Raw genomic sequence first — 14012 nt, forward strand, 5'->3', positions numbered from 1 at the left:
TTTTCGCTACACTAGCGGGATATGGTGGAGGTCCACACCTGTAGCCCTGGCTGCCGCCACCACCTGGGGGGTGCAGGGTTTGGGGATGCCCCCTTGGTGCGGCTTGGCTATAACAAGGAAGCCCGGGCGCAGAAGTTCCCTTACCTGAAGGCCCTTTTGGAAAGACCCCTGGTCTTTGACGGGGCTATGGGCACCGAGTTGCAAAAGAGGGACCTCACCCCTGAGGATTACGGGGGGGAGGCCTACTTTGGTTGCCCGGAGGTTTTGAACCGTACCCGGCCCGAGGTCATCCAGGAGATCCACCGGGCCTACCTGGAGGCCGGGGCCGAGGTGATTGAGACCAATACCTTTGGTGCTCTCCGCCATGTGCTGGCGGAGTATGGCCTCGAGGGGGAGGCGGAGGAGCTGGCCTACCTGGGGGCTCGCATCGCCAAAGAGGTGGCCGCGCCCTACGGGGCCTTCGTGGCGGGGGCCCTAGGCCCAGGGACCAAGCTTATCTCCCTGGGCCAGATCACCTGGGACGAGCTTTTTGCCGCCTATAAGGAGGCGGTACGGGGGCTTCTAAGGGGCGGGGTGGACCTGATTCTTCTGGAAACTGCCCAGGACATCTTGCAAGTGCGGTGTGCTGTCCTTGCGGCCCGGGAGGCCATGGCCCAGGTGGGCAGGGAGGTTCCCTTGCAGGTCCAGGTGACCATGGAGGCCACGGGCACCATGCTGGTGGGCACGGACGAGCAGGCGGCCCTGGCAGCCCTGGAGAGCCTGCCCATTGACGTGGTAGGCATGAACTGCGCCACGGGCCCCGACCTCATGGACGCCAAGATCCGCTACTTTGCCGAGAACGCTACCCGTTTCGTGAGCTGCTTGCCCAATGCGGGCCTGCCCCGGAACGAAGGGGGAAGGGTGGTCTATGACCTCACCCCAGAGGAGTTGGCCAAGTGGCACCTCAAGTTCGTGACCGAGTACGGGGTGAACGCCGTGGGGGGCTGCTGCGGCACGGGGCCGGAGCACATCCGCCAGGTGGCGGAGGTGGTCAAGGGGAAGCCGGCCCCCAAGCGTCCTGAAGCCTTCCCACCCCAGGTGGCCTCCCTGTATCAGGCGGTTCCCCTGCGCCAGGAGGCCAGCGTCTTCCTGGTGGGGGAGCGCCTGAACGCCACCGGGAGCAAGCGGTTTCGGGAGATGCTCTTTGCCCGGGACCTGGAGGGGATCCTGGCCCTGGCACGAGAGCAGGTGGAGGAGGGGGCCCACGCCCTGGACCTCTCCGTGGCCTGGACGGGAAGGGATGAGCTTGCGGACCTCGCCTGGCTCCTTCCCCACCTGGCCACGGCGGTCACCGTGCCCTTCATGGTGGATTCCACTTCCCCCGAGGCCATGGAGCTGGCCCTGAAGCACCTTCCGGGCCGGGTCCTTCTCAACTCTGCCAACCTCGAGGACGGCCTCTTGAAGTTTGACCAGGTGGCTTCTCTGGCCAAGGCCCACGGGGCGGCCTTGGTGGTCCTCACCATTGACGAAAGGGGCATGGCCAAAACGCAGAAGGAGAAGGTGCAGGTGGCCTTGCGCATGTTTGAGCGCCTCACCGAGCACCACGGTTTCCACCCGGAGGACCTCCTCTTTGACCTCCTCACCTTCCCCATCACCCAAGGGGACGAGGAGAGCCGCCCCTTGGCCAAGGAAACCCTGCTGGCCATGGAGGAGCTACGGGAGAGGCTTCCCGGGGTGGGCTTCATCCTGGGGGTATCCAACGTTTCCTTTGGCCTGAAGCCCCGGGCCCGGCGGGTCCTGAACTCCATTTTCCTGGACGAGGCCCGGAAGAGGGGGCTTACCGCCGCCATTGTGGATGCGGGGAAGATCCTCCCCATCAGCCAGATCCCCGAGGAGGCCTACGCGCTGGCCCTGGATCTCATCTATGACAAGAGGAGGGAGGGGTACGACCCGCTACTGGCTTTTATGGCCTATTTTGAAACCCACCGGGAGGACCCTGCCCTTAAGGAGGATGCTTTCCAGACCCTTCCCCTTTTGCAGAGGCTAAAGCGCCGGGTGGTGGAGGGGAGGAAGGGGGGCCTCGAGGCGGACCTGGACCAGGCCTTAAGGGAAGGGCATAGGCCCTTGGACCTCATCAACGGTCCCCTTCTGGAGGGGATGAAGGAGGTGGGGGAGCTTTTCGGGGCGGGGAAGATGCAGCTTCCCTTTGTCCTGCAGGCCGCCGAGGTGATGAAGCGGGCGGTGGCCCACCTCGAGCCCCACATGGAGAAGCGGAGCGAGGGCCGCGGCAAAATGGTCCTGGCCACGGTGAAAGGGGATGTCCACGACATCGGCAAGAACCTGGTGGACATCATCCTCACCAACAACGGCTACCAGGTGGTGAACCTAGGCATCAAGGTGCCCATAGAGGAGATCCTGAAGGCGGTGGAGGAGCACAAACCCCATGCCGTGGGGATGTCGGGCCTTTTGGTGAAAAGCACCGTGGTCATGAAGGAAAACCTGGAATACATGCGGGATAGGGGCTATTCCCTGCCCGTGATCCTAGGGGGTGCCGCCCTTACCCGCGCCTACGTGGAGGAGCTCAAGGCCATCTATCCGAACGTCCATTACGCGGAGGACGCCTTTGAAGGCCTTAGGCTCATGGAGACCCTCACCCGAGGCGAGGCGTTTCCCCCCCCTAAGGAAGCCCCAAGGCCAAGGGAGGCGTCCAAGGTGGCTCCCAGGGCCAAACCGGTGGGAGAGGCCCCCTTCGTTCCCCGGCCCCCTTTCTTCGGGGTGCGGGTGGAGGAGAACCTGGATCTGGCCACCCTCGCCCACTATGTGAACAAGCTGGCCCTGTACCGGGGCCAGTGGGGCTACAGCCGCAAGGGGCTTTCCCGGGAGGCGTGGCAGGCCTTGGTGGATCGGGAGGCGGAGCCGGTTTTCCGGCGTCTCCTCAAGGAGGCCATAGAGGAGGGGTGGCTTAAGCCTAAGGTCCTCTACGGTTTCTTCCCCGTGGCCCGGGAGGGGGAGGAGCTTCTGGTGTTCTCCCCTGAGACCGAGGAGGTGCTGGAGCGCTTTGCCTTTCCCCGGCAAAGGGGTGGGGGCCTAAGCCTGGTGGACTACTTTCGTCCCCGTTTTGCCCCTCCCTTGGGGGATGAGGCCGGGTGGCTTCCCGCCTTTAAGGCCGGGGCGAGGGATGTGCTGGGAGTGCAACTGGTCACCATGGGGGAGGAGCCAGGCCAAAAGGCCAAAGCCCTTTTTGAGACTGGGGCCTACCAGGACTACCTTTTCGTGCACGGTTTCAGCGTGGAAATGACCGAGGCCTTGGCGGAGTACTGGCATAAGAGGATGCGGCAGATGTGGGGGATAGCGGGTAAGGATGCCACCGAGATCAGAAAACTTTTCCAGCAGGGCTACCAAGGGGCCCGCTACTCCTTCGGCTACCCCGCCTGCCCCGATCTGGCTGACCAGGCCAAGCTGGACCGCCTCATGGGTTTTGGCCGGATTGGGGTGCGCCTCACGGAGAACTTCCAGCTGGACCCGGAGCATAGCACCAGCGCCATCGTGGTGCACCACCCCGAGGCGCGGTATTTCAACGTGGATAGGGCTTAGTCCATGGAAAGCGGGTTTGGCCCGGGCTAGACCCACCAGACGATGGGTCGGTGGGGAAGGGCCTTTGGGGATACGGGGGTGCCCTTGGGATACCGCTCCTGCGCGTAGTGGGGGAGGGCGTAAGTCTCCAGTACCTCTTCCCCTAGGTTTACGATCCAGACCTCGGGAATACCGGCCTCTTGGTAAAGGGGAAGCTTGAGGGAGCGGTCTTGCATCAAGGTGGAGTCTGAGATTTCCACCACCAAAAGGGCGTCCTCGGCGGTGGGGGGGCGTTGGTCATATCGGCTTTCCGGCAACCTGAGGAGAACTAAGTCGGGCTCAGGCTCTGAGAACTGGGAAAGAAGCAAAGGAATTTGGGAAACCACTAGGGCCTCTTGGGAAAAGGCCTCGCTTAGAACGCGGGTAAGGTGTATCAAATAGCGGATGTGGTTTTTGCCCATGAGGGACATGGTATAGACCTCACCGTCTAGAAGCTCCACCCGTTCGGGCAGGATGCCCGCCTGGTAGGCCTTATGGTATGCCTCAACGGGGAAGCGATACCGGACCATCACCTCTCAGTATACTTGGCCCCGTGTTGGGGCTTTACCACGCTGCCCGTACCCTGGGGCTAAAGCCCTTTCTCCTGGAATCCTTGGGGGTCAGGACCCCTTTCTCCCAACTTTCCCTCCTGGGAGTGCGGCCTAAGCACCGCCTCGAGGTCCAGGAGGGGCGCCTTTACCTGGATGGCCGGCGGGTGGGGGAGGCGGTGGATCTCTTCGCCTATCTGGAGAAAGGTCTTGGGCGGGGATACTTCCCGGCTTGGATGGGCTTTGTGGCCTACGAGTTTGCCCGTCACCTGGGGCTTGCCGCCCACCCACCCTTACCCGGTTTACCCGAGGCGGTTTTCTTCTACTATCCGGAGGGCTTTGCCCTCCTGGAGGGGAAGCTTGTGGAAAGGCCTTCGATTTCCTTAAGGCCCCTGGCTTACACCCCGCCCCCCTTACTCCCCCATCCCGTGGTTTCGGACTTCCCCCAGGAGGCTTTCCTCCAGGGGGTTTTGGCGGTGCAGGAGAGGATCCGGGCCGGGATGGTCTACCAGGTAAACCTTTCCCACCGCTTCCGGCTTCTTGGGGCGGTGGACCCCCTTCTCCTTTACGCCCGCCTCCGCGCCATAAACCCTTCTCCCTTCATGGGCCTTTTGGAGGGGGAGGGGTGGGCGGTGGTGTCAGGAAGCCCAGAGAGGCTCTTCCAAAAGGTGGGTAGCCGCATCCAGGCCCGGCCCATAGCGGGCACCCGGCCTAGGGGCCACTCCCCGGAAGAGGACGTGCTCCGGGAGGGGGAACTTCTTTCCTCTCCCAAAGAGAGGGCGGAACACGCCATGCTGGTGGACCTCCTGCGCAACGACCTGGCCCGGGTGGCTTTGCCGGGAAGCGTAAGGGTGCGGGAGCTTTTCACGGTGGAGCGTTATGCCCACGTCATGCACCTGGTTTCCCAGGTGGAGGGGTATACCCGGGCTTCCTTAGGCCAGGTGTTCGCCAGCCTTTTCCCAGGGGGTACCATTACCGGAGCCCCTAAGGGGATGGTGATGGAGGCCATCCGGGAGCTGGAGCCTGTACCCCGGGGGGCGTATACGGGAAGCCTAGGGTATGTTTCCGGCCGAGGGGCTGACTTCAACATCCTCATCCGCTCCTTCCAAAAGGTGGAAGAAGAGGTGCTTTTTGCTGCGGGAGCAGGCATCGTGATGGGTTCTCGGCCGGAGGCGGAGTACCAGGAAACGCTTCACAAGGCGGAAAGCCTCCTTCTGGCCCTGGACAGGGGCCGGCCCGGGGCTAGCCCAAAGCTGCCTAAGCCCAGGGCCTCCTGGGCCCCACCCCTTCCTCCCCGCCAGGTGAAGGCCAGGGTCCTCTTTGTGGAAAACCGCGATTCCTTTAGCTATAACCTGGTGGACTACCTGAGGGCCTTGGGGGCGGAGGTGGTGGTGGTGGACCAGGAGGAGCCTCCCCGTTTCCAAGGCTTTACCCACCTGGTGGTGGGGCCAGGGCCCAAGGACCCCTTTGCGGCGGGTAGGCTTATGGATTGGACCCATGGGGCTTTGGCGGAAGGAATCCCCTTCTTGGGCATCTGCTTGGGGCACCAGGCCCTGGGGGTAGCCTTGGGGGCGGAGCTCTACCGGGAAGCGCCCGTGCACGGGGAGGCCCACCCCATCTACCACCGAGGACAGGATCTTTTCCAAGGGCTTCCCAACCCCCTTCCCTTCGCCCGCTACCACTCCCTGGCCCTAAGAAACCTCCCTGAGGGGGTGCGCCTTCTGGCCTGGACAGCGGAGGGGATCCCCATGGCCATCTGGGATGGGCGGCGGGCCTATGGCGTCCAGTTCCACCCGGAGAGTATCCTGTCCCCGTGGGGGATGGAGCTTCTGGCAAGGTTCCTGGAGGAGACCTGAGGCGGGTCCTTCTGCGGGGGGAGCCCTTCAGCGAGCCCCTTCCGGAAGGGTTTTTGTACCATGGCCTAAGCGTTTTCACCACCTTGCGGGTGGAAAGGGGAGAGGCCCTTTGGCTAGGGGAACACCTCCACCGCCTAAGGCGGCATGCTTCGGCCTTGGGGCTTCCCTACCCGGGGGATGGGGTGTTCCTAAAGGACCTCGAGGCCCTGAAGAAAGAGCTTTCCCACCTTCCTTGCCTCCGCCTCCGCTTCACCGTGGGGGAGGGGGTCTGGCTTACCGAGGCCCGGCCCTATACGCCCCTTCCCTTGGCGGCCTATGAGGAAGGGGTGCGGGTTCTCTTGACGCCCTACCGGGTGCATCCGGACCTGTACCGCTTTAAGACGGGCAACTACCTGCCCTACCGTCTGGCCTGGAAGGAGGCGGAGGGGCAGGGGGCTTTTGAGGGGCTTTTGCAGGATGGCGAGGGCTATGTGGTGGATGGAAGCCGCACCAGCCCCCTCCTTTACCGGGATGGGGTGCTCTTGCTCCTGGAGGGGGGCCTCGAGGGGATCACCCGGATAAAGGTGGCTGAGGCGGCTCGGGAACTGGGCCTCAGGGTGGAAAGGGCCCGGCTTTACCCCTGGGAACTTCCCTTGGCCGAGCCGCCACCCCTTCCGCCGCAACTGGCCCTGCGCCGTCGGGGAGGGGAGCGGGAAGGGGCAAGGGGAAACTTGCTCCTAGCGGGAAGCGGCGTGGGGCTTTTGCCCGTGGGGTTTGGTCCCTCTGAGCTTCGCCCCTTGGTGGAGCGCTTCCTTCCCGCCTGCTATACTAAATAGCGGAAGTTCCAGCCCATGCCCATGGGCTGGTGTGTCTTTTCACGCGGAGGGAAGGGATGAAGAAGCCGGTCTACCTGACCCCAGAAGGCTATAGGCGCCTTCAGGAGGAACTCAACCACTTAAAGACCACCAAGCGGCAGGAGATTTCCGCTGACTTTGAGCAGGCTTTGGAGGAAGGGGATTTAAGGGAGAACGCTGGCTACGATGAGGCCCGCCGGGCCATGTGGCAGAATGAGGCCCGGATTGCCCAGCTGGAGGACCTCTTGGCCCGGGCGGTGGTGGTGGAGGGGAATGGCTCCTATGAGCAGGTGGCCTTGGGCTGCCAGGTGGAGCTGGAAACCGAATCCGGGGAGAGGCTCTCTTTGGCCATTGTGGGGAGCCACGAGGCGGATATTTTCAGCGGCAAGATCTCCGACGAGTCCCCCTTGGGCCAGGCGCTTTTGGGCAAGAAGGTGGGGGATGTGGTGGAGATAAGGGGCAAGAAGGGAGCCCAGGTCTACACCATCCTCGAGATCAAGCCCCTATAGTTCTGCGGTGAGCGCGGGCGTGGCCTTAAGAGGGCCCAGGGCCTCTTCCGCATGGTGTTTGAGGGCCAGCAGTAGCCTTTCCAAGGGAGCTTCCTCCAGATAGGGAAGGGCCTCGCTACCCGGGAGGTGGAGGATGGCCCTGAGGGCTTCCACGCCCCTTTCCCCCAGGTAGACGCCCTCATCCTCCAGGCGGCCCGTCTTCAGGTATAAACCCGGCCCCAAAAGGTTGGGACCCAGGCCCCCCGCCTTCACCACCCGCCAGCCTGCCCATACCAGGGGTAGAAGGGGCCGGGGGTGTTTGGCGATGCCCCGTAGGCCCGAGATGAAGACGGGGTAGATCCTGGGCGCGGCCTCGGGGGAGGCCAGGCGGTAGGCTAGTTCCGCCAGAAAGGAGGCCAGAAGGAAGCGCCTAGGCTCCTCCAGACCATGGAGCCGGCCCATTAGCTCGGCCTGGGTGAGGGTGGGCAGGCCCTCGCCCTTGCGGTAAAGCTGGAAGCGCACATGGTGAAAGAGGGAAAGCCTTCCCGAACGCCCCGTGGGGCGGAGGCCTTTGCGCACCATGGCCTCGAGGCTTCCCCCTGGGGTTAGGAACCGCAGGAGCAGGTCCCCTTGGGGTAAGGCTTTACGCCCCACCACGATGCCTTCCTCCAGGTGGTACCCCTCCACATTTCCAGTGTATCCTTAAGGCATGGAACGGACCCTGCGCGACATCCTGGAATGGGTAGTCCTGGGCCTACTGGTGGTGGTAGGGGTACTCCTTGCCCTCTGGGTTGGGGGATGGGTCTTCACCTTTTTAGGACGGGTGCTTTTGGCCCTTTCGGGGCTGATCTGGGAGCTACTTAAGTTCGCCATTCCCTTGCTGATCCTGGCGGCCATCGGCTACGGGGTGGTTTACCTTTTGCAAAAGCGTAGCGCATAAGGAGGCGGCAGCAAACGGTGCTCTCTGGATAAACCGCGATAAGTACCCGGCCTTAGCCCAGAAGGGCGGGTTTATCTATAACGTGCCCTATACCCTTGACCAAAAGACAATCAGGGGTGTATACTTTTTCCTTAGTTTAGGGGGAGGGAGTATGGACCGTAGGCTTCTGTTGAGGTTAGGTGCTCTTTTGGGGGCGGGCTCCCTGATGGGGGCTCGGGCCAACGAGAAGGTGGCCTATAAGGACTTCAAGAAGGAAACCCCGGTGGCGGTGGTCTACCACCTGGACTTTGGGGATCCTAACCGCTTTGGGCAGATGCTGACCAACATCGGCAACCACCTCTCCGTCTACGACAACGACCCCTTCAAGGTCAAAATCGTGGTGGTGGCCCATGGGGCCGGGGTTCAGTTTTTCCTCAAGGATCTGGAGGGTACCCCGTGGGCCTCGGCCCAGTACGACCGGGAGGCCCTTTTCAGCCGGGTGAAGCAGCTGGCCCAGCTGGGGGTGGAGTACTACCTCTGCGAGATTACCTTCAGCCGGAACAATATCCCCAAGGAAAAACTGCGGTCCGACGATTTCCTCAAGTGGGTGCCGTCTGGGGTAGGGGCTTTAGGGGAGCTCCAGGCCAAGGGTTATGCCTATATCAAGGTAGGTTAGGCCTTAAAGGGCCCATAGGGGTGCGTATAATGCCCCCATGCGGGTCCTTTTCATCGGCGACGTGATGGCCGAGCCCGGCCTCAGGGTGGTGAGCCTGCACCTGCCGGATATCCGGGACCGGTACGATCTGGTCATTGCCAACGGGGAGAACGCCGCCAAGGGCAAGGGCCTGGACCGTCGTTCCTACCGCATCCTACGCGAGGCAGGGGTGGACCTGGTTTCCTTGGGGAACCATGCCTGGGACCACAAGGAGGTCTACGACCTTTTGGAGAAGGAGCCGGTGGTCCGAGCCCTCAACTACCCTCCGGGTACCCCGGGGCGGGGTTGGTGGCGGCTTTGGGCAGGGGAGGAGAGCCTCCTCTTTGTGCAGGTGATGGGCCGGATCTTCATGGACCCCCTGGACGATCCCTTCCGCACCCTGGATGCCCTTTTGGCCCAGGAAAGGGCGGATTATATCCTGGTGGAGGTGCACGCCGAGGCCACCAGCGAGAAGATGGCCTTGGCCCACTACCTGGACGGGCGGGTTACCGCGGTGCTGGGCACCCATACCCACGTGCCCACCCTGGACGCCATGCGCCTGCCCAAGGGTACCCTGTACCAGACCGATGTGGGCATGACTGGCACCTACGAGTCCATCATCGGCGGGGAGGTGGAAACCTTCCTGGCCCGCTTCCTCACGGGTAGGCCCCAGCCCTTTAGGGCTGCGCAGGGAAGGGCCCGTTTCCATGCCACGGAGCTGATTCTGGAAGGAGGCAAGGGGGCTTCCATAGGCCCTTATGTGTGGGAGGAACCTTGACGCAGGGGAAGGAGGACACCTTTGACCTCTTGCGGGCGGAGGTGGACCTTTTGGGTCGCCTTCTGGGGGAGGCCATCCGGGCCATCTCGGGGGAGCGGTTTTTTGCCTTGGTGGAGGAGGTGCGCCTGCTTTCCAAAGCCCGGCGGCAAGGGGACGAGGGAGCGAGCGCCGTCCTCCTAAAGCGGGTCGAGGGGCTTTCCCTGGAGGAGGCGGAGGCCCTGGTGCGGGCCTTCACCCACTACTTCCACCTGGTGAACCTGGCGGAGGAGAGGCACCGGGTGCGGGTGAACCGGCTCAGGGCCCAGGCGGAAACCCCGGAGAACCCTAGGCCCGAGGGCTTCCTGGCCTTGGCCCAGGCCCTGAAGAAAAGGGGTCTTTCCCTGGAGGAGGTGGAGGCCCACCTCAACCGCCTGGAGCTATGGCTCACCTTCACCGCCCATCCCACCGAGACCCGCCGGCGGACCCTAAGGTACCATCTGGAAAAGCTTCAAGAAGAGCTGGAGGCCAAGGACCGCTCCCGTTTGGCAGCCAGGGTAGCCCTGCTTTACGCCACCGAGGAGGTGCGCAAGGCCAGGCCCACGGTGGAGGACGAGATCAAGGGGGGGCTGTACTACCTGCCCACCACCCTTTGGCAGGCGGTGCCGCGGGTGGTGGAGGGCCTCGAGGCGGCCCTGGAACAGGTGTATGGCAAACGGCCCCGCCTGAAGAGTCCGGTGCACTTTAGGAGCTGGATCGGAGGCGACCGGGATGGCAACCCCTTCGTCACCCCAGAGGTGACCGCCTTCGCCGGTCGGTATGCCCGCCAGGTGGCCCGGGAACGGTTTCTACGGGAGCTGGAGGACCTGGTGCGGGACCTCTCCCTCTCCGAAACCAAGGTGCCCGTCCCCCGGGGTATCCGGGAGGGGGGAGAAGGGGTGGAGCGCTTTCCCGGCGAACCCTACCGCCGCTTCTTTGCCCGGCTTTATGCCCGGCTGGAAAGGGAAGAGGTCAGCACCGAGGAGCTTTTAAGGGCGCTGCGGATGGCGGAGGAGGGCCTGGGGACGGTGGGCTTAGGGCAGGTGGCCCTCTCCTTTTTCCGGCCCCTCGAGGCCCGCCTGCAGGCTTTCGGCCTGGAGCTGGCCCCCCTGGACCTCAGGGAGGAGTCCATAAAGCTTCTGGAGGCCGCCCAGGAGCTTCTGGCCGTGGGGGGTGTCCATCCCGGCTTCCTCTCCCTTTCCCCGGAGGAGAAGGAGGCGCTTCTCACCCGGGAGCTGGCAAGCGCCCGACCCCTTTTGCCCGTGGGGGAGGAGCCCAGGGGCGAGGCCCTGCGGGTAGCCCTGGGGGCCCTTAGGGCCTGGCGGGACAAGGGGGCCCATGTGGTCTCCATGACCCACCATCCTGCGGACATCCTGGCGGTCTTCCTCCTGGCGCGGGAGGTGGGGTTATACCGCCCGGGCGCCTCCTTGCCCTTTGACGTGGTGCCCCTTTTTGAAACCCTAGAGGACCTCCACCGGGCCCCGGAGGTGCTGGCCCGCCTTCTCTCCAACCCCGTCTTTCTTGCCCATGCTCGGGGCCGGGGTGGGGTGGAGGTGATGATCGGTTACTCCGATTCCAACAAGGATGTGGGCTTCCTGGCCGCCAACCTGGCCCTGTACGAGGCCCAGGAGGCCTTGGCCAGGGTGGGGGAAGGCTTTGGCCTGCCGGTTTTCTTCTTCCACGGCCGGGGTACCTCCACCGCCCGGGGTGGGGGCCCCGCAGGCCGGGCCATCGCCAGCCTGCCCCCTAAGAGCGTGGGGTACCGCATCCGTCTCACGGAGCAAGGGGAAGCCCTGGCGGACCGGTACAGCCACCCTGAGCTGGCCGTGCGCCACCTGGAGCAACTCCTCTTCCATTTCGCCCAGGCGGCCTTGGGGGAGGGGATAGAACCCAAACCCGAGTGGCGGGAGGCCCTTTGGCAGGCGGGGGAGGAGAGCGTGCGCCGGTACCGGGCCCTTCTGGCCCAGGAGGGTTTCTTCCCCTTCTTTGAGGCCCTCACCCCCATCCGGGAGATCGGGGAGCTCCCCATCGCCAGCCGCCCCGTGTACCGGCACGGCCGGGTGCGGGAGATCCGGGACCTGAGGGCCATCCCCTGGGTGATGGCCTGGACCCAGGTGCGCCTCCTCCTGCCGGGTTGGTATGGGCTTAGCGCCTTGGAAAGCCTTCCCCTGGACCTTCTCAGGCGGATGTACCGGGAGTGGCCCTTCTTGGCCACCACCCTGGAAAACGCCGCCATGGCCCTGGCCAAGGCGGATATCGGGGTGGCGGGGCTTTACCTGCGCCTGGTGCCAGAGGAGCTTCATTCCCTTTTCCATGGCATCGCCCAGGAGTACCGAAAGACGGTGGCGCTTCTGGAAAACATCTTCCAGGCCCCCCTCCTCCACAACCAAAGGACCCTGGAAAGGCAGATCGGGCTACGCAACCCCTACGTGGACCCCATCAACTTCGTGCAGGTGGAGCTCCTCCGCCGCTACCGTGCCCCCGGAGGCCGGGAGGACGAGGCCCTGAGGAAGGCCCTCTTGCTTTCCTTGCTGGGGGTGGCGGCGGGACTCAGGAATGCGGGGTAAGATGGAGGCCGATGGAACTCGGCCAGCATCCTGACCAGCGGGTGGGCGTCTTCGTGGACACCCAGAACCTCTACCACTCCGCCCGGGACTACTACGAGCGCAACGTGAACTTTGAGAGCCTCCTGCGTTTTGCCGTGGGGGGGAGGCGCTTGGTGCGGGCCACCGCCTATGTGGTGGAAAAGGAAGGGGATACCTCAGCTTGGCCTTTCATCTACAAGCTTTCCACCATCGGCTACCGGGTTAGGCGCATGTACCTCACGGTGAAGGAGCTGGGCGAGGGAGGGAAGCCCATCTACGAGGGCAACTGGGATATGGGTATCGCTGCGGACATGGTGCGGCTCATGCCCCACCTGGACGTGGTGGTCCTGGGAAGCGGGGATGGGGATTTTGTGGAGATCCTCGAGGTCCTCATGGAAAGGGGCATCCGGGTAGAGGTCATCGCCTTCCGGGAGACCACGGCCCAGAGGCTCATAGACGCTGTGGACCGCTTTACGCACCTTCCGGAGATTCCCAACGCCTTCATGGAGCCCAAAAACGCCGAGCGATGAGCCTGGAGGCTTACGATTACTTCCTTCCCCCGGAGCTCATCGCCCAAGAGGGGGTGGAGCCCCGGGACCTGGCTCGGATGCTGGTGGTCCATCGGCAGGGCCCCTTTAGGGTGGAGCACCGCCGGGTGCGGGACCTGCCCGCGTACCTTCGGCCTGGGGATGTCCTGGTCTTCAACGAGAGCCGGGTAATCCCGGCCCGTCTCCTGGCTACGAGGCCCACAGGGGGAAAGGTGGAGGTGCTGTTGGTGCGGGAAAGGTCCCCAGGTCTTTGGGAGGCTTTGGTGGGGCCTGGGAGGAAGGCCAAGCCTGGGACTTGGCTGCGTTTTCTTTCGCCGCGGGATTTGCGGGAGGTTCCCGGCCTGCACGCGGAGGTGGTGGGGGTGGAGGAGGGTGGGGTGCGGCTTCTTCGCTTTGAAGGGGACCTCCTGGCCCATTTGGAAGAGGTGGGGGAGGTGCCCTTGCCCCCCTACATCAAGGCCAGGATTCCCCCTGAGCGCTACCAGACCGTTTACGCCAAGCGCCCGGGCTCGGTGGCGGCGCCCACCGCGGGGCTTCACTTTACCCCTGAGCTTCTCGCCCGCTTGCCGGAGATGGGGGTGGAGCTTCGTTTCCTAACCCTTCATGTGGGGCCTGGTACCTTCCGCCCGGTCAAGGGGGACCTGGAAAGCCACCCGATGCACTCCGAACCCTTTGAAATCCCCGAGGAAACCGCCGAGGCCGTAAACCGGGCCAAGAAGGAGGGGAGACGGGTGGTGGCGGTGGGCACCACCGTGGTGCGGGCCTTAGAAAGCGCCTATAGGGAAGGGGTGGGGGTGGTGCCGGGTGCGGGGGAGACCCGGCTTTTCATCCACCCTCCTTACACCTTCCGCGTGATAGATGCCCTTTTCACCAACTTCCACCTGCCCCGCTCCACCCTCCTCCTGCTGGTGGCGGCCTTTTTGGGCTACGAGAGGACCATGGAGGCCTACCGGCTGGCGGTGGCGGAGCGGTACCGGTTTTACTCCCTAGGGGACGCCATGCTTATCCTGTAGGGCGTTCCGTGAGGGCAGGAAGCCACGCAGCACCCACCGGATGCCTCGCCTGCGTGCTTTTCTCCGAAGCGCTATCGGGGTGCGCTTTTTTTAAGCGAAGGCGGTGTGGATTGATACCCTTTTTTCGTGTTTCGTTCCACGAGT

The 14012-nt window shown here is 63.9% G+C and carries 12 protein-coding genes; 10 read left to right on the forward strand and 2 right to left on the reverse strand.

Features of this window, described 5'->3' with window-relative positions; translation table 11 throughout:
- The first annotated feature begins 21 nt into the window (after nucleotides 1–21).
- Nucleotides 22–3573 carry a methionine synthase gene (metH, locus tag L0D18_RS01175; RefSeq protein WP_243026831.1) on the forward strand — a complete coding sequence of 1184 codons (3552 nt, stop codon included), beginning with the start codon at nucleotides 22–24 and terminating at the stop codon, nucleotides 3571–3573.
- Between the two features lie 26 nt (nucleotides 3574–3599).
- Here the strand turns inward: metH and L0D18_RS01180 are convergent, their stop codons facing one another.
- The gene (locus L0D18_RS01180; RefSeq protein ID WP_243026832.1) at nucleotides 3600–4121 is read right to left on the reverse strand and encodes a Uma2 family endonuclease; all 522 of its coding nucleotides are present in this window, start codon (nucleotides 4119–4121) and stop codon (nucleotides 3600–3602) included.
- On the opposite strand from L0D18_RS01180, the gene L0D18_RS01185 reads away from it, so the two are divergent.
- The 3 genes from L0D18_RS01185 to greA are packed head-to-tail and all read left to right on the forward strand — an operon-like array spanning nucleotide 4091 to nucleotide 7337.
- Nucleotides 4091–5995 (forward strand): chorismate-binding protein, encoded by a 1905-nt coding sequence (locus tag L0D18_RS01185; RefSeq protein ID WP_243026833.1) that lies wholly within the window; start codon nucleotides 4091–4093, stop codon nucleotides 5993–5995. The genes L0D18_RS01180 and L0D18_RS01185 overlap by 31 nt on opposite strands.
- Complete coding sequence (locus L0D18_RS01190; RefSeq protein WP_243027037.1) at nucleotides 5992–6810, forward strand: aminotransferase class IV; 819 nt, start codon at nucleotides 5992–5994, stop codon at nucleotides 6808–6810. Before L0D18_RS01185 ends, L0D18_RS01190 begins: the two co-directional genes overlap by 4 nt.
- 56 nt (nucleotides 6811–6866) lie before the next feature.
- Nucleotides 6867–7337 (forward strand): transcription elongation factor GreA, encoded by a 471-nt coding sequence (gene greA / locus L0D18_RS01195; protein WP_243026834.1) that lies wholly within the window; start codon nucleotides 6867–6869, stop codon nucleotides 7335–7337.
- On the opposite strand, the gene recO is transcribed toward greA, so the two are convergent.
- Nucleotides 7332–8003, reverse strand: coding sequence for a DNA repair protein RecO (gene recO / locus L0D18_RS01200; protein ID WP_243026835.1), 672 nt, complete (start codon nucleotides 8001–8003; stop codon nucleotides 7332–7334). The genes greA and recO overlap by 6 nt on opposite strands.
- A 22-nt stretch (nucleotides 8004–8025) precedes the next feature.
- Here recO and L0D18_RS01205 point away from each other — a divergent pair, with 22 nt between their 5' ends.
- The 6 genes from L0D18_RS01205 to queA all read left to right on the forward strand — a co-directional run bounded on the left by L0D18_RS01205 (nucleotide 8026) and on the right by queA (nucleotide 13868).
- The gene (locus L0D18_RS01205) at nucleotides 8026–8256 is read left to right on the forward strand and encodes a hypothetical protein (protein WP_243026836.1); all 231 of its coding nucleotides are present in this window, start codon (nucleotides 8026–8028) and stop codon (nucleotides 8254–8256) included.
- Nucleotides 8257–8407: 151 nt separating this feature from the next.
- Complete coding sequence (locus tag L0D18_RS01210; RefSeq protein ID WP_243026837.1) at nucleotides 8408–8911, forward strand: DsrE family protein; 504 nt, start codon at nucleotides 8408–8410, stop codon at nucleotides 8909–8911.
- 37 nt (nucleotides 8912–8948) lie between these two features.
- Nucleotides 8949–9707 carry a TIGR00282 family metallophosphoesterase gene (locus tag L0D18_RS01215; protein WP_243026838.1) on the forward strand — a complete coding sequence of 253 codons (759 nt, stop codon included), beginning with the start codon at nucleotides 8949–8951 and terminating at the stop codon, nucleotides 9705–9707.
- The gene (locus L0D18_RS01220; protein ID WP_243026839.1) at nucleotides 9704–12289 is read left to right on the forward strand and encodes a phosphoenolpyruvate carboxylase; all 2586 of its coding nucleotides are present in this window, start codon (nucleotides 9704–9706) and stop codon (nucleotides 12287–12289) included. The genes L0D18_RS01215 and L0D18_RS01220 overlap by 4 nt, the downstream gene beginning before the upstream one ends.
- Nucleotides 12290–12300: 11 nt before the next feature.
- Nucleotides 12301–12837, forward strand: coding sequence for a LabA-like NYN domain-containing protein (locus L0D18_RS01225; RefSeq protein ID WP_243026840.1), 537 nt, complete (start codon nucleotides 12301–12303; stop codon nucleotides 12835–12837).
- A complete protein-coding gene (queA, locus tag L0D18_RS01230) occupies nucleotides 12834–13868 on the forward strand; it encodes a tRNA preQ1(34) S-adenosylmethionine ribosyltransferase-isomerase QueA (RefSeq protein WP_243026841.1) in 1035 nt (344 codons plus the stop codon). The genes L0D18_RS01225 and queA overlap by 4 nt, the downstream gene beginning before the upstream one ends.
- Nucleotides 13869–14012: the final 144 nt, after the last annotated feature.

Source organism: Thermus albus (genome assembly GCF_022760855.1).
GTDB lineage: Bacteria > Deinococcota > Deinococci > Deinococcales > Thermaceae > Thermus > Thermus albus.

Coding starts and splice junctions, on each gene's coding strand:
- metH (WP_243026831.1), top strand. CDS start 22: ATGGTGGAGGTCCACACCTGTAGCCCTGGCTGCCGCCACCACCTGGGG.
- L0D18_RS01185 (WP_243026833.1), top strand. CDS start 4,091: ATGCCTCAACGGGGAAGCGATACCGGACCATCACCTCTCAGTATACTT.
- L0D18_RS01180 (WP_243026832.1), bottom strand. CDS start 4,121: ATGGTCCGGTATCGCTTCCCCGTTGAGGCATACCATAAGGCCTACCAG.
- greA (WP_243026834.1), top strand. CDS start 6,867: ATGAAGAAGCCGGTCTACCTGACCCCAGAAGGCTATAGGCGCCTTCAG.
- L0D18_RS01205 (WP_243026836.1), top strand. CDS start 8,026: ATGGAACGGACCCTGCGCGACATCCTGGAATGGGTAGTCCTGGGCCTA.
- L0D18_RS01210 (WP_243026837.1), top strand. CDS start 8,408: ATGGACCGTAGGCTTCTGTTGAGGTTAGGTGCTCTTTTGGGGGCGGGC.
- L0D18_RS01215 (WP_243026838.1), top strand. CDS start 8,949: ATGCGGGTCCTTTTCATCGGCGACGTGATGGCCGAGCCCGGCCTCAGG.
- L0D18_RS01225 (WP_243026840.1), top strand. CDS start 12,301: ATGGAACTCGGCCAGCATCCTGACCAGCGGGTGGGCGTCTTCGTGGAC.
- queA (WP_243026841.1), top strand. CDS start 12,834: ATGAGCCTGGAGGCTTACGATTACTTCCTTCCCCCGGAGCTCATCGCC.